Consider the following 17513-nt stretch of genomic DNA (forward strand, 5'->3'; position numbering starts at 1 on the left):
ATGACGATGCCGGCCGACCCCGTCGAGGACCTCTGGTCATCCGTACTCCGAATCCTCGCCGAGGACCCCCGCATCACGCCGCAGCTCCACGGGTTCCTGAACCTGGTCGAGCCGAAGGGCGTGCTCGCCGGCACCCTGTACCTCGAGGTCCCGAACGACCTGACCCGCGGCATGCTCGAGCAGCGAATCCGCATCCCGATCACCGAGGCCGTCGCACGCATTGGCGACGACTCGGTCGCGAACTTCGCGATCACGGTCAACCCGGACATGGCGTCGGAGCCGCGGGTGGACCCCAACGTGCCGGAGTACGCCGAACCCGTGCAGGAAGCCGTCGAGCAGAGTGCCGCGCCGCGTCAGTACATCGAGGCGCCGTTCGTCCCGAGCCAGATCGACTCTCCCGGCACCAGCGGGCGCCCGGAGTCGCGGCTCAACCCGAAGTACAACTTCGACAACTTCGTCATCGGCTCGTCGAACCGGTTCGCCCACGCCGCAGCCGTCGCCGTCGCCGAGGCACCGGCCAAGGCCTACAACCCGCTCTTCATCTACGGGGACTCCGGACTGGGCAAGACCCACCTGCTCCACGCCATCGGGCACTACGCCGAGAGCCTCTACCCGGGGATCCGCGTCCGCTACGTGTCGAGCGAGGAGTTCACCAACGACTTCATCAACTCGATCGCGAACAACCGGTCGAACCAGTTCCAGCAGCGCTACCGCGACATCGACATCCTGCTGATCGACGACATCCAGTTCCTGCAGGGGAAGGACTCCACCCAGGAGGCCTTCTTCCACACCTTCAACACGCTGCACGACCACAACAAGCAGGTCGTCATCACGTCGGACGTGGCGCCGAAGCACCTGACCGGGTTCGAGGACCGGATGCGGTCGCGCTTCGAGTGGGGTCTGATCACCGACGTCCAGGCGCCCGAGCTCGAGACGCGCATCGCGATCCTCCGCAAGAAGGCACAGTCGGACCACCTGCAGGTCCCCGACGACATCCTCGAGTTCATGGCGTCGAAGGTGTCGAGCAACATCCGCGAGCTCGAGGGCACCCTGATCCGGGTCACCGCGTTCGCGAGCCTGAACCGGACGGCCGTCGACATGGCGCTGGTGCAGACGGTGCTCAAGGACCTGATCACCCTCGACGAAGACAACGTCGTCGCGCCGACGGACATCATCAACCACACCGCGGAGTACTTCAAGCTCTCCGTCGACGACCTCTACGGCTCGTCCCGCTCCCAGGCGATCGCCACGGCACGACAGATCGCGATGTACCTGTGCCGTGAGCTGACGAGCCTGTCCCTGCCCAAGATCGGGCAGCTGTTCGGCAACCGCGACCACACCACGGTCATGTACGCGAACAAGAAGATCACCGAGCTGATGAAGGAGCGTCGGTCGATCTACAACCAGGTCACCGAGCTCACCAGCCGCATCAAACAGGACCGCCGCTACCGCTGAGATCGGCGGGTTCCCGGACCCATCCACCATCTGAGACGGTTCCATGGGCCGGAGTTCTCACAGTGTGGATAGCCTGTGGATAACTGTGGAGGACACGCCGCCCGGTTGTACACAGGTGGGGGGTCGCCTGTGGAGACTGGGGATGGAAGTGGATAGATGAGATTCATTCATCCCGTTAACGCTCACACACCGCTCACAAGTCACAAGCGTGTAGTTCCCTACTCCGGACCGGGATGCACAGGGTTATCCACAGTGTGCACAGGCGTTAACACCATTACTCCTGGTTAACGATCAATCTCCGCGGGACAACCTTGTGGACGGCGGGATGACAAGAAATCCGGCGCTCCTCCGCCTGTGCCAGAATGGGGCGGCCGGACAGTCCAAGCCGATCGACAGGGGTTCCAGCTGTGAAGTTCGAGGTCAACCGGGACGTCTTCTCCGAAGCCGTCTCCTTCGCAGTGAAGCTCCTCCCGCAGCGCACGACCCTGCCGATCCTGTCGGGCGTCCTGATCCACGCCGACGGCGATCGCCTGACGCTCTCGTCGTTCGACTACGAGGTCTCGGCGCAGACGTCGATCTCGGCGCAGATCGACGAACCGGGCACCGTCCTGGTCTCCGGCCGGCTGCTGAACGACATCGCGAGCCGGCTGCCGAACGCCCCTGTGTCGTTCACCACCGAGGACGCGAAGATCTCGGTCACCTGCGGTTCGGCACACTTCACGCTGCTGTCCATGCCGGTCGAGGAGTACCCGACGCTGCCGGAGATCGGTCCGCAGACGGGTGTCATCCCGGGCGACGCGTTCTCCGAAGCCGTGTCCCAGGTCGCCGTCGCCGCCAGCCGTGACGACGTCACCCCGGTGATCACGGGCGTGCAGCTCGAGGTCGGCGACAACGACCTCTCCCTCATCGCGACCGACCGCTACCGCGTTGCCGTCCGCACGATCGCGTGGGACTCCGGCCGAGTCGGCTCGGACCCCCTGCACGCGCTGGTCCCGGCCCGCACCCTGCAGGAGGTCGGCCGCACGTTCGGTTCGGCGTCCACGGTGTCGGTGTCGATCAGCGGCAACTCGGACCGCGAGCTCATCGCCTTCCACGCCGACGACAAGACCGTGACGTCGCTGCTCATCAAGGGCAACTACCCGCCGGTCCGCCGGCTCTTCCCCGAGACCGTCAACGACCACGCGGTGATCAACACCGCGGAGCTGGTCGAAGCGGTCCGACGGGTCTCCCTCGTTCTGGAGCGCGAAGCCGCGCTCCGGTTCTCCTTCACGGTCGACGGGCTCACGCTCGAGGCGATCGGATCCGAACAAGCGCAGGCGTCAGAGTCGATCAGTGCGTTGTTGACCGGCGAGGAAACGGTGGTCTCGTTGAAGCCCGCCTTCCTCCTGGACGGGCTGAACGCGGTGCACTCCGAGTTCGTCCGCATCTCCTTCACCAAGACGGAGAACCCCAACAAGCCGGGCCCGGTGCTGATCACCGGCCAGACTTCGCAAGAGGCCGCAGCGACCGATGGATACCGGTACCTGCTGCAGCCCAACCTGCTGCTGCGATAGGCGCAACAGGCAACCTGCGCTGGCGCACACCACCGGCAGCATCAGCGCGACGACGAACAGAAGAGGAAATCATGCACATCGGTCTTGTCGGCCTCGGTCGCATGGGCAACAACATGCGTGCCCGTCTCCGCAACGCAGGGATCGAGGTCACCGGGTACGACGCCAACCCCGCCGTCTCCGACGTCGCTGACCTCGGCGCCCTCGCCGCTGCTCTCCCGGAGGGCAAGCGCCTCGTGTGGGTCATGGTCCCGCACGGCAAGATCACCGACGACGTGATCACTGACCTGGCCGGCGTCCTCGGCGAGGGCGACCTGGTCATCGACGGTGGCAACTCGAAGTGGCTGGACGACACCAAGCACGCCGAGCAGCTCGGTGCGCGCGGCATCCGCTACATGGACGCCGGCGTCTCCGGTGGTGTCTGGGGCAAGGACAACGGCTACGGCCTGATGGTCGGCGGTGACGCTGCGGACGTCGAGTTCGCGATGCCGGTCTTCGACGCCCTGCGCCCCGAGGGCCCCCGCGAAGAAGGCTTCTCGCACGCCGGCCCGATCGGCGCCGGCCACTACGCGAAGATGGTCCACAACGGCATCGAGTACGCGATCATGCAGGCGTACGGCGAGGGCTACGAGCTCCTCGAGGCCAAGGACCTGATCACCGACGTCCCCGCCGTGTTCGCCGGGTGGCAGCGCGGAACGGTCGTCCGTTCCTGGCTGCTCGACCTCATGGTCCTGGCCCTGAACGAAGACCCGAAGCTCGACGAGCTCGAGGGCTACGTCGAGGACTCGGGCGAGGGTCGCTGGACGCTGGAAGAGGGCATCGAGCTCGCCGTGCCGATGCCGGCGCTCTCGGCGTCGATCTTCGCGCGCTTCGTCTCGCGCCAGGGCAGTGCCTCGCCGACGATGAAGGCCGTCGCGGCGCTCCGCAACCAGTTCGGCGGCCACGCCGTCAAGAAGTCCTAGGACTTCCCGGGGGAACCCGGCCTCGGCCCGCGTGCACGTCGACCATCTCCAACTGACCGACTTCCGGAACTACCGGGAGGCGGACGTCGACCTCGCACGCGGGCCGAACCTGTTCGTCGGACGCAACGGACAGGGCAAGACCAACCTGGTCGAGGCGATCGGGTACCTCTCCACCCTCGGCTCGCACCGCGTCCCCACCGACGCAGCGCTCGTCCGCCAGGGTTGTGACGCCGCGATCGTCCGGGCTCGACTCGCGCACGAAGACCGCAGCATCCTCGCCGAGGTGCAGATCAACCGCACCGGTGCGAACCGTGCGCAGGTGAACCGTTCGGCGATCAAGCCGCGGGAGCTGCCGCGCTACTGCACGTCGGTGCTCTTCGCACCGGAGGACCTCGCCCTGGTGCGGGGCGAGCCGGCCGGGCGACGCCGGATGCTCGACGAGCTGCTCGGTCAGATCGCGCCGCGGATGCAGGGTGTGCTCGCTGACTACGACCGCACGCTCCGGCAGCGGAACACGCTGCTGAAGTCGGCCCGCGCCACGGGTGCGAAGGCCAACGCCCTGTCGACGCTCGACGTCTGGGACGACCGCCTCGTGGGGCTCGGTGCCGAGATCGTCGCGGCCCGCGACCACCTGACCCGACGCCTCGCCCCCTTCGTGGCCGAGGCCTACGCCACCGTCGCCGGCGAGCACCACGACGCCTCGATCACGGGGGTCCTGTCGATCCGCGGTGGCGACCCGGAGTCCGCGGCGGCCACCGACCCCGTGCTCGGGACACCTGACGAACCGGTCACCGTGGCGTCGGCGGCCGAGGCGTTCGCAGCAGCGCTCGAACGACGTCGGCGGGACGAACTCGACCGCGGACTCACCCTCGTCGGACCGCACCGGGACGACGTGCTGTTCCAACTGAACGGGTTACCGGCCCGCGGCTACGCGAGTCACGGCGAATCCTGGTCCTTCGCGCTGGCGATCCAGCTCGCGAGCGCGTCCATCCTGCGCGCGGAGTCGAACCTGGGTGACCCGATCATCATCCTCGACGACGTGTTCGCCGAGCTCGACGAATCGCGACGGGAACGGCTGGCGAACGCGGTCGCCGACTACGAGCAGGTGCTCATCACGGCAGCGGTGTTCGGTGACGTGCCCCCGAAGCTGGCGGCGCACACGGTGCGGATCGAAGCGGGCACGATCGTGACCGACGAGGCGGACGCGACCCGCGCCTCCAGTCCGTCGACGGACCGGACGGGCGCGACGGACCGGACGGGCGCGACGGAGCCGGCGGACGCCGACACCACGGCGGGCGCCGACAGCAAGACCGACGACGACCCCACCCCCGCCGGAGCCGACGCCTGATGCCGAAGCCCCGCAAGCCCACCGAACCCTCGCAGGTGTACCGGCACCTGCGCGCCGTGTTCGGCGACCCGTCCAAGCGCGGCACCGACGCCCGCCGCCGACGCGCTCGCGAGTTCGACGCCGACACCGTGCCGTACGGGCGCGGCCGTGAGCCGAAGGGCCTCGCCGACATCGTCGGGTCGCTCGCCCACGAGCTCGGGTGGACCGAACCACTCGCCCGCTCCGAGCTCTTCGTGGACTGGCCGAGCGTCGTCGGCGAGGAGCTGGCGAAGCACTCCCGCCCGGTGACCATCGACGACGGCGCACTCGTCATCCGGTGCGACTCGACGGCCTGGGCGACCCAGCTCCGACTGATGCGCGCGACGGTCACGACCACCATCGCGGAACGGCACCCGGAAGCAGGGGTCGAGTCGATCAGGGTTTCCGGCCCGGACGCCCCCACCTGGAAACGCGGCCCCAGGACGGTCCAGGGGCGCGGTCCTCGCGACACCTACGGTTGAGGCGACGAAATCATCCTGGAGTGCCAGAAAAGCCCGTCTGTGGGGCAGATGAGCCCTCGAAAGAGGGGGCTCTGCGGTAGACTGGTAGGTGCAGTGCGCGGGCGTTCCGCGCGCAGGCAGGAGCACGCTCGACATGGCATCAGAATCTGAAGACGACCCGCAGAACCCGCTCGAAGCGGAGACCCCGCAGAGCGAACCGTCCTACGGCGCAGACCAGATTCAGGTGCTCGAGGGGCTCGAGGCGGTCCGCAAGCGTCCCGGTATGTACATCGGTTCGACCGGTCCCCGCGGTCTGCACCACCTGGTCCAGGAGATCGTCGACAACTCGGTCGACGAAGCCCTCGCCGGGTACTGCGACACCATCGACGTGAGCATCCGTGAAGACGGTGGCGTCCGGGTGGTCGACAACGGCCGTGGCATCCCGGTCGACGTCCACGCGGCCGAGGGGGTCTCCACCCTGCAGGTCGTCCTCACCGTCCTGCACGCCGGCGGCAAGTTCGGCGGTGGCGGCTACGCCGTCTCCGGTGGTCTGCACGGCGTCGGTTCGTCCGTCGTGAACGCGCTGAGCTCCGAGCTCGACGTCGAGGTCCGTCGGCAGGGCCACGTCTGGCGTCAGAGCTACACCGACGGCGTCCCCGTGGCCCCCGTCTCGAAGGACGAACCGGCCGACGAGACCGGGACGACGATCACGTTCTGGCCGAACGCCGAGATCTTCGAGTCCGTCGTCTTCGACTACGAGACCCTGCGCACGCGCTTCCAGCAGATGGCCTTCCTGAACAAGGGTCTGCGGATCAACCTGCGCGACGAGCGCGCCCCCGAAGAAGGGGAAGAAGCTCGCAACGACACCTTCATGTACGAGCGTGGGCTCGCCGACTACGTCGAGTTCATCAACGCGCAGAAGAAGGCCGACCTCGTCCACCCCGACGTCATCGGCTTCGAGTCCGAGGACCCGGACCGCAAGATCGCGCTCGAGGTCGCGATGCAGTGGAACACCTCGTACCAGGAGAGCGTCCACACCTTCGCGAACACGATCAACACGCACGAAGGCGGGACCCACGAAGAGGGCTTCCGCGCAGCGCTCACGACCCTCGTCAACCGCTACGCGCGTGAGGCGAAGATCATCAAGGAGAAGGACGACAACCTCACGGGTGACGACATCCGCGAAGGGCTCACCGCCGTCATCTCCGTGAAGCTCGGCGAGCCGCAGTTCGAAGGGCAGACGAAGACCAAGCTCGGCAACACCGAGGCGAAGTCGTTCGTGCAGCGCGTCGTCGGCACCGAGCTGACCCACTGGTTCGAGAGCAACCCGACGCAGGCACGCGACGTCGTCCGCAAGGCGATCCAGGCGTCGCAGGCTCGGCTCGCGGCCCGCAAGGCACGCGAGACCACACGTCGCAAGGGGCTGCTCGAGTCGGGCGGCATGCCCGGCAAGCTCAAGGACTGCCAGTCGAAGGACCCGACCCTGTCGGAGATCTTCATGGTCGAGGGCGACTCCGCCGGTGGTTCCGCCGTGCAGGGCCGCAACCCGATGACCCAGGCGATCCTGCCGCTGCGCGGCAAGATCCTGAACGTCGAGAAGGCCAGGCTCGACCGTGCCCTCGCCAACCAGGAGATCCAGTCGATGATCACGGCGTTCGGCGCCGGCATCGGTGAGGACTTCGACCCGGACAAGGCCCGGTACCACAAGATCGTGCTGATGGCCGATGCCGACGTCGACGGCCAGCACATCACGACGCTGCTGCTCACGCTGCTCTTCCGCTACATGCGTCCGCTCATCGAGCGTGGGTACGTGTACCTCGCGCAGCCGCCGCTGTACCGCCTGAAGTGGTCGAACTCGGCGCACGAGTACGTGTTCAGCGACCGGGAGCGCGACGCCCTAATGCAGGCCGGCCTCGCCGCCGGCAAGCGCATCCCGAAGGACAACGGGATCCAGCGCTACAAGGGCCTCGGCGAGATGGACTACAAGGAGCTCTGGGACACCACGATGAACCCGGACACCCGCACGCTCCTGCAGGTCACGCTGGAGGACGCAGCCGCGGTCGACAGCACCTTCTCGACGCTGATGGGTGAGGACGTCGACGCACGTCGCCAGTTCATCCAGCAGAACGCCAAGGACGTCCGCTTCCTCGACATCTAACGGCCAGGAGGCGCGGTGTGAGCCGCGTCGACCAGTCCTGACCACCTGTGGTCGCGCCCGGCGCGACCAACGGAACCACAGCCTCCAGGCTGTCCAGAAAGGGAACGAAGCCACATGGCTGACGACAACGAGAACGGCGCCGACGAGCAGCCCGAGATCGTCCACGGCGACAGCGGGGACATCGTCGTCTCCGGTGACCGCATCTCGCAGGTCGACCTGCAGCTCGAGATGCAGCGCTCGTACCTCGACTACGCGATGTCGGTCATCGTCGGTCGTGCCCTGCCGGAGGTCCGCGACGGCCTCAAGCCGGTGCACCGCCGTGTGATCTACGCGATGTTCGACGGCGGTTACCGCCCGGACCGTGCGTTCTCGAAGTGCTCCCGCGTCGTCGGTGACGTGATGGGCCAGTTCCACCCGCACGGTGACTCGGCGATCTACGACGCCCTGGTCCGTCTGGTGCAGCCGTGGTCGCTCCGGTACCCGCTGGCGCTCGGCCAGGGCAACTTCGGTTCGCCCGGCAACGACGGCGCCGCCGCCCCGCGGTACACCGAGACGAAGATGGCGCCGCTCGCGCTCGAGATGGTCCGCGACATCGACGAGGACACCGTCGACTTCCAGGACAACTACGACGGCCGCACGCAGGAGCCGGCGATCCTGCCGGCCCGGTTCCCGAACCTGCTCGTCAACGGGTCCGTCGGCATCGCGGTCGGCATGGCCACGAACATCCCGCCGCACAACCTGCGCGAGGTCGCCGAGGGTGCGAAGTGGGCGCTCGACAACCCCGACGCCACCCGCGAAGAGCTGCTCGCCGCGCTCATGCAGCGCATCAAGGGCCCGGACTTCCCGACCGGTGCGCAGGTGCTCGGCACCAAGGGCATCCAGGACGCCTACCGCACCGGCCGTGGCTCGATCACGATGCGTGCCGTGGTCTCGGTGGAGGAGATCCAGGGGCGCACTTGCCTCGTCGTCACCGAGCTGCCGTACCAGGTCAACCCGGACAACCTGGCGATCAAGATCGCCGAACTGGTCAAGGACGGCAAGCTCGCCGGCGTCGCCGACATCCGCGACGAGACCTCCGGTCGAACCGGGCAGCGCCTGGTCATCGTGCTGAAGCGCGACGCCGTCGCCAAGGTCGTGCTGAACAACCTGTACAAGCACACCCAGCTGCAGGAGAACTTCGGCGCGAACATGCTCGCGATCGTCGACGGTGTGCCCCGCACCCTGCCGCTCGACGGCTTCATCTCGGCGTGGGTCGCCCACCAGGTCGACGTCATCGTGCGCCGCACGCAGTACCGGCTGCGCGAGGCCGAGAAGCGCGCCCACATCCTGCGCGGGTACCTGGCTGCGCTCGACGCCCTCGACGAGGTCATCGCGCTCATCCGTCGTTCGCCCGACGTCGAAGAGGCCCGCACCGGCCTGATGGACCTGCTGTCCGTCGACGAGATCCAGGCGCGCGCGATCCTCGAGCTGCAGCTCCGTCGCCTCGCGGCCCTGGAGCGCCAGAAGATCCACGACGAGGCCGAAGAACTCGAGCGCAAGATCGCCGACTTCCAGGACATACTGGCGTCGGAGAGCCGTCAGCGCTCGATCATCCGCGACGAGCTCAGCGAGATCGTCGACCGCTTCGGCGACGACCGCCGCACCGAGATCATGTTCGGCTACGACGGCGACATGTCGATGGAAGACCTGATCCCCGAAGAGGAGATGGTCGTCACCATCACCCGCGGTGGCTACGTCAAGCGCACGCGGAGCGACCAGTACCGCTCGCAGCACCGCGGTGGCCGAGGTGTCCGTGGGGCCCAGCTCCGCGCCGACGACATCGTCGAGCACTTCTTCGTCACGACGACGCACCACTGGCTCCTGTTCCTCACCGACCAGGGACGGGTCTACCGCGCCAAGGCGTACGAGCTGCAGGAGGCCGGCCGTGACGCGAAGGGCCAGCACGTCGCGAACCTGCTGGCGATGCAGCCCGACGAGCAGATCCAGCAGGTGCTCGACATCCGCGACTACGAGGTCGCCCAGTACCTCGTCCTCGCGACCGAGCACGGCCTGGTGAAGAAGACCGCGCTGACCGAGTACGACACGAACCGCACCGGCGGCATCATCGCGATCAACCTGCGCGACGGCGACAAGCTCCGCCAGGCGCTGCTCGTCGACGAGCACGACGACCTGCTGCTGGTGTCCCGCCAGGGCATGTCGCTCCGCTTCACGGCGACGAACGACACCCTGCGTCCGATGGGTCGATCGACCTCGGGTGTGAAGGGCATGTCCTTCCGCGACGGTGACTCGCTGCTCGCGGCTCGGGTCGTCTCCGACGACGGGTTCGTCTGGGTGATGACCGAGGGTGGCTACGCCAAGCGCACCGCAGTCGACCAGTACCGCGTGCAGGGCCGTGGCGGTCTGGGCATCAAGGTGGCCAAGTTGGCGCTCGACCGAGGCGATCTTGTGGGCGCTCTCATCGTCGGCGAGGACGACGAAGTGCTCGTCGTGCTGCAATCGGGCAAGGTGGTAAGGTCTGCCGTGGCCGAGGTCCCTGCCAAGGGCCGTGACACGATGGGCGTCGTCTTCGCGAGGTTCGCGGAGAACGACCGGATCATCGCGGTGGCCCGGAACACCGAGCGGAACCTGGACGACCAGGACGACGCCGAGATCGAGCCCGCGGGCCCGGTGGAGACGGTCAGCCCTGCCGAAGCGGCCCCGGATTCCACTGATCCCATCGACACCGAGCCCGTCGCAGACGAGGCCGGAGAGGACCAGTCAAGCAATGAGTAGTGTCGCCGAGAAGCTCCAGAAGAAGGCGAAGCGACCCGTCGGCACCCGCCAGGTGCGGTTGCGACTGGTCTACGTCGACTTCTGGTCGATGGTGAAGCTGAGCTTCCTCATCGCCCTGGCCGGCAGCATCGTGATCGTGGTCGCCACGGCACTGGTGTGGGTCATCCTGAACCAGACGGGTGTGTTCACCCAAATCGACGCCCTGCTGAAGGACGTCACCGGTCAGAACAGTTACTCGATCATGGACCAGTTCTCGCTGGGCCAGGTCCTCGGGTTCTCCATCGTCGTGGGCATCCTCAACGTGGTCGTCGGCACCGTGCTCGGCGCCATCGTGAGCGTGCTCTACAACCTCAGTGTGCGGATCACGGGCGGGCTGCTCGTGGGCTTCACGAACAACTGACACACCCGGCCGGATGAGGCCGACCGCTCGATTTCGTTCTCTGGGATCGGTACGGTAGGCTTTCATCCGGTCTGAGGGGCTATAGCTCAGGCGGTTAGAGCGCTTCGCTGATAACGAAGAGGTCCAAGGTTCAAGTCCTTGTAGCCCCACCAGTTCTCCGGAACAGCACGACAATCCGATCCTGTCGCCGATCACCTCGGTGGCACTCGGGGCCTTAGCTCAGTTGGTAGAGCGCCTGCTTTGCAAGCAGGATGTCGGGAGTTCGATTCTCCCAGGCTCCACTCCCTCTGCACGAGTCCTGCTTCGCTCGTTCCTCGCTCCGCCGTCTTCGGTCGTCGTGCTTGTCTGCGCGCCTTCGGCGACGCGCCGCTCCGCGATGGTTGGGTTTGCCACTCTCCCTGCAGGTTGCTTCTTGTCGAGTGGTCACGACATGCCGCGTGCGGTTTGCCGATGTGGCTGGAACTGTCGTCTGCGCGTCCGTCGGGCGACAGGATGCGACCTGTCGGTGGCTGCCCCGGGGCGTGTTGCGTGACGGCCCGCCGGACGGGAGGCGCGGTGCCAGGCCGGTGCGGGCCTCCAGGCGGGTGGGTGGGCGCGCTCAGGGCGCGTCACCGTGCGCGGGTGCATGGTCGCCAGGCCCGGGAACGACGAAGGGCCCCGGCTGGTGCCGGGGCCCTTCGTACGAACCGGGAGGTCAGGCGGCGGGCTTCTCCGCCGTGTCAGCGTCGTCGGCGACCCAGAGGTCGTCGTCGGCACGGAGCGTCTGGTACGCGGCGTACGCAGCACCGGCGACGGCGACGACGCCGACGATGATGAGTGCGACTCCGCCGAAGCCGAGGCCCTTCTTCTGCTGCGACGGGACGTACTTCGCAGCGGCCTTCTTGGCCTTCTTGCCCTTCTTCTGGGCGTTCTTCACGATCTTCTTGACCCGGGGGTCCTTCGCGAGATCGGTCACGCTCAGCACCGAACCAGCGGTCGAGACGAGTCCGGGGACCACCTCGGACTGGAACTTGTGCGAAGCGCTCTGCGCTGCCGAGGTGGCAGCGTGCACGCCGGTCGCGAACGCGGGACGGATCCCGTTGTCGATCGCGTTCTGCACGCGGGGTGCGATGTCCTTGCGAGCTGCGTCCGCGGCGTTGGTCCGGGCCTCAGCCAGGATCGCGTTCGCGTGCTCGAGGACCTTGCGCTGCTCGCCGAGGAGCGAGGCGGTCTGGCCCTTGAGCTTCTTGATCTGCTTCCGACGCTTTCGCGGGATCTCGATCGTCGTCATCTGGTACCTCCATCGGATCGGCGTGACCCCATCCTGCCACCACACTGCCTGACAGGTCACGGAGCCGTAGCTGTGGGATCCGTCCACGGTCAGGAGTACATGCGAGAATCGGAACATGTCTCTGCACACCGCTGTCGCAACGATCCACACCAACAAGGGCGACATCCGCGTCAACCTGTTCGGCAACCACGCACCGAAGACCGTCAAGAACTTCGTCGACCTCGCAACGGGCCAGCAGGAGTGGACCCACCCCGGCACGGGCAAGGTCTCGACCGACAAGCTCTACGACGGCGTGATCTTCCACCGCATCATCAAGGACTTCATGATCCAGGGCGGCGACCCGCTCGGCCAGGGCATCGGCGGCCCGGGTTACCGCTTCGACGACGAGATCTCCCCGGAGCTCACGTTCCAGAACCCCTACATCTTCGCCATGGCGAACGCCGGCATCCAGGGCGGCCGCGGCACCAACGGCTCGCAGTTCTTCATCACCACGGTGGCGACGCCGTGGCTGCAGGGCAAGCACACCATCTTCGGTGAGGTCGCCGACGACGAGTCCCGCGCGGTCGTCGACGCGATCGAGGCCGTGCCGACCGACGGCCGCGACAAGCCCGTCGAGGACGTCGTCATCCAGAGCATCGACGTCGAAGGCGTCTGACCCGCACGTGACCGACCAGGCGTACAACCCGAACAACACCTGCTACCGGCATCCGGACCGGCAGAGCTTCGTGCTCTGCCAGCGCTGTGGGCGGACGATCTGCCCGGAGTGCCAGACGCCGGCGGCGGTCGGGGTGCACTGCCCGGAGTGCGTGCGTGAACAGCGCGCACAGTTCGCAGCGAACCGCCGAGCGTCCGGAGCCCCCAGCGGGTTCACGGTCGCTCGGCGTCGGTTCGCGATGCTCGACCAGAAGGGCACGACCGTCATCGTGGCGATCACGGTGGCGATCTGGTTGCTCGACCAGGTCAGCGGACGGTTCTTCACGAGCTTGCTCGCCTACAACTCGCTGCTGCTGCCGACGCAGCCCTGGCGTGTGGTGACCTCGCTGTTCGTGCACTCGGGCATCTTCCACATCCTGTTCAACATGTGGGCGCTCTGGATCTTCGGTCGCATGCTCGAGAACATGCTCGGTACCTGGCGGTTCGTGGCGCTGTACTTCATCACCGGGATCTTCGGGTCCATGCTCGTCACCTTCCTGGCGCCGGGGACGACCGTGCTGGGTGCTTCGGGTGCGATCTTCGGGCTGTTCGCCGCGTTCTTCGTGCTGCAGCGCAGCCTGGGGAACAACGCCGTGCAACTCCTCGTGCTCATGGGACTGAACCTGGTCATCGGGTTCCTGCCCGGAGTCAACATCTCGTGGCAGGCGCACGTCGGCGGGATCATCGGCGGGTTCCTGATGGGCTTCGTCTTCGCGCAGACGCGCAACGTCCGGAAGCGACCGCTGCAGATCGCCCTGATCATCGGCGCGGCGGTGCTCGGCATCGCGCTCACCGCTGTCGGGTACGCGGTCACGATCGGCTGACACCGCCACAACGCGCTCCTCGAACGCCCCGTCGCACTGCGACGGGGCGTTCGTCGTTCCCGGTGCTGTCCGTGCCCTGCTCGTCCACAGCTGTCCACAGCGCCACCGAGAGTTATCCACAGGTGTGGAGAAGGTGGTGAGTTACACCAGTGTGATTATCCCCACTGTGGACACAGCTGTGGATAACTCCGGGGCGGTGCTGTGGATGATCGTGTGGAGAGTGGGGAGAAGTGTGGAGAACAGCAGGATCGTCGAGGATGTGCGGTCCGGAGGAGCTCCTGCTTGTGGAGAACGAGAACGCCCGCCACACCTTGCGGTGTGACGGGCGTCGGGGGCGGCAGCCTGGAGGTCAGCGCCACCGGGTGGTCATGAGGAAGCCGACGAACATGATGCCGAAGCCGATCAGGATGTTCCACGAGCCGAGGCTCGGGACCGGCAGGGTGGCGTTCGAGATGTAGAAGACGATCACCCACACCAGGCCGACGAGCATGAAGCCGAACATGACCGGCTTGAACCACACCGGGTTGGGGGCGTCCCCAGCGGTGTCGACCGAGTCGGCTCGGGTCCTCCGGGCGGGCTTGGTGCGGTCCTTGTCCTTGGCCATGGCCGGTATCCTACCGTGACCACGTGTGTGGATCGGCCCGCGGACCGCCGCACACATCGCCCACGAGTACGGTGGACCGCCATGACCAGGATCCTCGTCGTCGACAACTACGACAGCTTCGTCTACACGCTCAACGGCTACGTGCAGCAGCTCGGCGCCGAGACGGACGTCGTCCGCAACGACGCCTTCCCCGAGTCCGAGATCGCCGACCGCATCGCCGAGTACGACGGCGTGCTGCTCTCCCCGGGTCCGGGGACACCGGCGGCCGCGGGCGTCTCGATCCCCACCGTGCACGCCGCCATCGCCGCCGAGGTCCCGCTCCTCGGCGTCTGCCTCGGGCACCAGGCCATCGCCGAGGCCCTCGGTGCCACGGTCACCCACGCCGAGGAGCTCATGCACGGCAAGACCTCCCAGGTCGACCACGACGGCAGTCCGCTGTTCGACGGCGTCCCCCACCCGTTCACGGCCACGCGCTACCACTCGCTCGCGATCGTCGATGGCACGGTCCCCGACGAACTCACCGTGACGGCGCGCACCGGCGGCGGGGTCATCATGGGGGTCCAGCACCGCGAGCACCCCGTGTTCGGTGTGCAGTTCCACCCGGAGTCGGTCCTGACCGAGGGCGGCTACCGCATGGTCGGCAACTGGCTCGAGACCACCGGGCTGTCCGGAGCGGCCGAGCGCGCCGCCGGTCTCGGGCCGCTCATCGCGACGCACCGCGCCTGACGAGCCTCCGCGGTGGCAGACGCCGTCGTCTTCACGAGACGCCGCCGGAATCGGCGGCGTCTCGTGCGTTGCGGGGCGTCACGCCGACACGCCGGCGTGTGCCTGGCACTGGACCGGGCCGCCTGCGTGCCGCGCGTTCTGGGGCGGGCGTGCGCTGTGCCTCCAGGCTGTGACGAACACGCCGTGACGAACACGCCGTGACGAAGGAGCCGTGACGAACGGGCGCGGCGCACGCGTCCGCAACGCCGGTCCGCGGACTGGAGGCCCGTCACCCGTCCGTCAGGACGGCCCCGTCACGAGATGGTCGGGTTCGCCGCCCGGCCCCGTGGTCGGCTCAGCGGCCGTCGCCACCGTCGTCGCCACCGCGGTCGGTGTTCCCACCGTCACCACCGCTGCCGCCGCTGTCGTTGTTGTTGTTCGACGACGGTGCCTTCGGCGGCGCCGCAGCTCGTGCGCAGTAGGTGAGCGTGACGGCACTGCCCTGCGCGACGTCGCCAGCGGGGGTGTCCTGCTGCGTGACCACGCCGCCGGTGCACGAGTAGGACGGCGCCGGGTTCACGGTGAGTCCGAGCTGCTCCACGGTGGCCTTCGCCGCCGAGTACTGCTGCTGCGTCACGTCGGGCAACTGCACCTTGCCGTTGGAGACCGTCAGGTTGATCACGATGCCCTTGGTGTGCAGGGAACCCGACTCGGGGTCGGAGCTCAGGACCGTGCCCTCGGGGACGTCGGTGGAGTAGTCGCTCGAGATCGCGCCCAAGCGGAAGCCGGCGTTGTCGAGCGCCTGTTGCGCTGCGGCTTGCGACTGCCCGTTCAGCTCGGGCACGGGGACGCGCTCCGGTCCGATGGAGACCACGACGTTGACGTTCTGGTTGCGTCCGACGTTCACGCCCGAACCCGGGTCGGTCCGGATGACCAGGCCCTTGTCGACGCTGTCGGAGTTCTCCTCGACCTTGACCGGCTTGAGGGACTTCTTCTCGATGGCGCTGGCCGCGGAGCTGTACGTCGACCCTGCGACGTTCGGCACGCTGACCGAGGACGACACCGGGGGCTTGCCGGGCTGCAGGTTCGCGACGAAGAACACCACGGCCACGATGACCGCGACGGTGAGCAGGATGCCCACCCAGATCCACGCGACCGGCGGACGGTTCTGCGTGCGCTGCGGGCGGTGCTCGGCGGTGTCGTCGTCGAGCTCGCGGAACGCTGAGGCGGCGTTGGTCGTCGTGCGGGGATCGACGCCGAACAGCACGGTCGACGCATCGTTCTGGGCGTTCTGCTGCTGCTTCTTGGTGGAGGTGGGGACCCGGCCGGCCGCGGCCTGCTGCAGGTCCGCGCGGAACTCGGCCGCGTTCTGGAACCGGCGCGTGCGGTCCTTGACCAGGGCGTGGAGCGTCACGGCGTCGAGGGCCGGGGACACCTCGGGCGAGATCGTCGACGGTGCGACCGGCTGCTCGCTGACGTGCTGGTACGCGACCGCCACCGGGGTGTCCCCGAGGAACGGCGCGCGACCGGTGAGGAGCTCGAAGAGCACGACGCCGGTGGAGTACAGGTCGGTGCGGGCGTCGACGGTCTCGCCGCGGGCCTGCTCCGGTGAGAAGTACGAGGCCGTGCCGAGGATCGACGTGGTCTGGGCCACCGTGGCCGAGGTGTCGGTGATCGCCCGGGCGATGCCGAAGTCCATGACCTTCACCTGGCCGCTGTGCGTGACCATGACGTTGGCGGGCTTGATGTCACGGTGGACGACGCCGGCGCGGTGCGAGTACTCGAGCGCGGTGAGGATGCCCTCGGTGATGCGGACGGCTTCGTCCGGGGCGACGGCACCTTCGGCGATGATGTCGGAGAGCGGTCGGCCCTCGACGTACTCCATCACGATGAAGGGCACCTGCACCTCGGCACCCGAGGGCTCGGACACCGTCTCTTCGCCGGCGTCGTACACGCGCACGACGGTCGGGTGTGCCATGCGCGCAGCAGCCTGGGCTTCCTGCCGGAAGCGCGTGCGGAAGGCCGGGTCGTTGGCGAGGCTCGGCTTGAGGAGCTTCACCGCGACCTTGCGGCCGAGGCGGGTGTCGTTGCCGAGGTGCACGGTCGCCATGCCGCCCCGACCGATGACGTCACCGATCTCGTAGCGATTGGCGAGGAGCGTGATCCCCGCGGTCACACCTTCTGGCACGTACTCCTCCGTCTGTTCGTCCGGCTAGTGTACGGCAGCACGACCTGGTGAGACGCTGGCCGGAGAGGGGTCGACCGAACCGTTACCGAACGGTGTCGACAGCCC

Annotated in this window: 14 protein-coding genes and 2 tRNA genes; 13 read left to right on the top strand and 3 right to left on the bottom strand. The window is 67.6% G+C overall.

Going from position 1 to position 17513, the window contains the following annotated elements:
- The 10 genes from dnaA to ACL00U_RS00050 all read left to right on the top strand — a co-directional run bounded on the left by dnaA (position 1) and on the right by ACL00U_RS00050 (position 11405).
- On the top strand, positions 1-1455 hold the full coding sequence (gene dnaA / locus ACL00U_RS00005) for a chromosomal replication initiator protein DnaA (RefSeq protein WP_017887816.1): 1455 nt from the start codon (positions 1-3) through the stop codon (positions 1453-1455).
- 407 nt (positions 1456-1862) lie between these two features.
- A complete protein-coding gene (dnaN, locus tag ACL00U_RS00010; protein WP_017887815.1) occupies positions 1863-3008 on the top strand; it encodes a DNA polymerase III subunit beta in 1146 nt (381 codons plus the stop codon).
- A gap of 71 nt (positions 3009-3079) precedes the next feature.
- On the top strand, positions 3080-3967 hold the full coding sequence (gene gnd / locus ACL00U_RS00015; protein WP_017887814.1) for a phosphogluconate dehydrogenase (NAD(+)-dependent, decarboxylating): 888 nt from the start codon (positions 3080-3082) through the stop codon (positions 3965-3967).
- A gap of 31 nt (positions 3968-3998) precedes the next feature.
- The gene (gene recF / locus ACL00U_RS00020; RefSeq protein WP_412873673.1) at positions 3999-5315 is read left to right on the top strand and encodes a DNA replication/repair protein RecF; all 1317 of its coding nucleotides are present in this window, start codon (positions 3999-4001) and stop codon (positions 5313-5315) included.
- The gene (locus tag ACL00U_RS00025; protein WP_017887812.1) at positions 5315-5815 is read left to right on the top strand and encodes a DUF721 domain-containing protein; all 501 of its coding nucleotides are present in this window, start codon (positions 5315-5317) and stop codon (positions 5813-5815) included. Before recF ends, ACL00U_RS00025 begins: the two co-directional genes overlap by 1 nt.
- A 133-nt stretch (positions 5816-5948) precedes the next feature.
- Positions 5949-7952, top strand: a complete 2004-nt coding sequence (gene gyrB / locus ACL00U_RS00030; protein ID WP_017887811.1) for a DNA topoisomerase (ATP-hydrolyzing) subunit B — start codon at positions 5949-5951, stop codon at positions 7950-7952.
- A 114-nt stretch (positions 7953-8066) separates the two neighbouring features.
- On the top strand, positions 8067-10724 hold the full coding sequence (gene gyrA / locus ACL00U_RS00035; protein ID WP_017887810.1) for a DNA gyrase subunit A: 2658 nt from the start codon (positions 8067-8069) through the stop codon (positions 10722-10724).
- Positions 10717-11124, top strand: coding sequence for a DUF3566 domain-containing protein (locus tag ACL00U_RS00040; protein ID WP_017887809.1), 408 nt, complete (start codon positions 10717-10719; stop codon positions 11122-11124). The genes gyrA and ACL00U_RS00040 overlap by 8 nt, the downstream gene beginning before the upstream one ends.
- A 75-nt stretch (positions 11125-11199) precedes the next feature.
- A tRNA-Ile gene (locus tag ACL00U_RS00045) sits at positions 11200-11276 on the top strand.
- Positions 11277-11332: 56 nt separating this feature from the next.
- A tRNA-Ala gene (locus tag ACL00U_RS00050) sits at positions 11333-11405 on the top strand.
- A gap of 413 nt (positions 11406-11818) precedes the next feature.
- On the opposite strand, the gene ACL00U_RS00055 is transcribed toward ACL00U_RS00050, so the two are convergent.
- Positions 11819-12394, bottom strand: coding sequence for a hypothetical protein (locus ACL00U_RS00055; RefSeq protein ID WP_017887808.1), 576 nt, complete (start codon positions 12392-12394; stop codon positions 11819-11821).
- A gap of 115 nt (positions 12395-12509) precedes the next feature.
- Here ACL00U_RS00055 and ACL00U_RS00060 point away from each other — a divergent pair, with 115 nt between their 5' ends.
- Both ACL00U_RS00060 and ACL00U_RS00065 read left to right on the top strand, forming a co-directional pair.
- Positions 12510-13049 (top strand): peptidylprolyl isomerase, encoded by a 540-nt coding sequence (locus ACL00U_RS00060; RefSeq protein WP_017887807.1) that lies wholly within the window; start codon positions 12510-12512, stop codon positions 13047-13049.
- 7 nt (positions 13050-13056) lie between these two features.
- The gene (locus ACL00U_RS00065) at positions 13057-13911 is read left to right on the top strand and encodes a rhomboid family intramembrane serine protease (protein ID WP_017887806.1); all 855 of its coding nucleotides are present in this window, start codon (positions 13057-13059) and stop codon (positions 13909-13911) included.
- A 349-nt stretch (positions 13912-14260) separates the two neighbouring features.
- Here ACL00U_RS00065 and ACL00U_RS00070 read toward each other — a convergent pair whose 3' ends face one another.
- Positions 14261-14515, bottom strand: a complete 255-nt coding sequence (locus ACL00U_RS00070) for a cell division protein CrgA (protein ID WP_017887805.1) — start codon at positions 14513-14515, stop codon at positions 14261-14263.
- Between the two features lie 81 nt (positions 14516-14596).
- Between ACL00U_RS00070 and ACL00U_RS00075 the strand changes: the two genes are divergently transcribed.
- A complete protein-coding gene (locus tag ACL00U_RS00075) occupies positions 14597-15241 on the top strand; it encodes an anthranilate synthase component II (protein ID WP_017887804.1) in 645 nt (214 codons plus the stop codon).
- A 334-nt stretch (positions 15242-15575) separates the two neighbouring features.
- Here the strand turns inward: ACL00U_RS00075 and pknB are convergent, their stop codons facing one another.
- Positions 15576-17408, bottom strand: a complete 1833-nt coding sequence (gene pknB / locus ACL00U_RS00080; RefSeq protein WP_262118207.1) for a Stk1 family PASTA domain-containing Ser/Thr kinase — start codon at positions 17406-17408, stop codon at positions 15576-15578.
- Between the last annotated feature and the right edge of the window lie 105 nt (positions 17409-17513).

This window comes from Curtobacterium poinsettiae (assembly GCF_047226435.1).
GTDB classification, from domain to species: Bacteria; Actinomycetota; Actinomycetes; order Actinomycetales; family Microbacteriaceae; genus Curtobacterium; species Curtobacterium poinsettiae.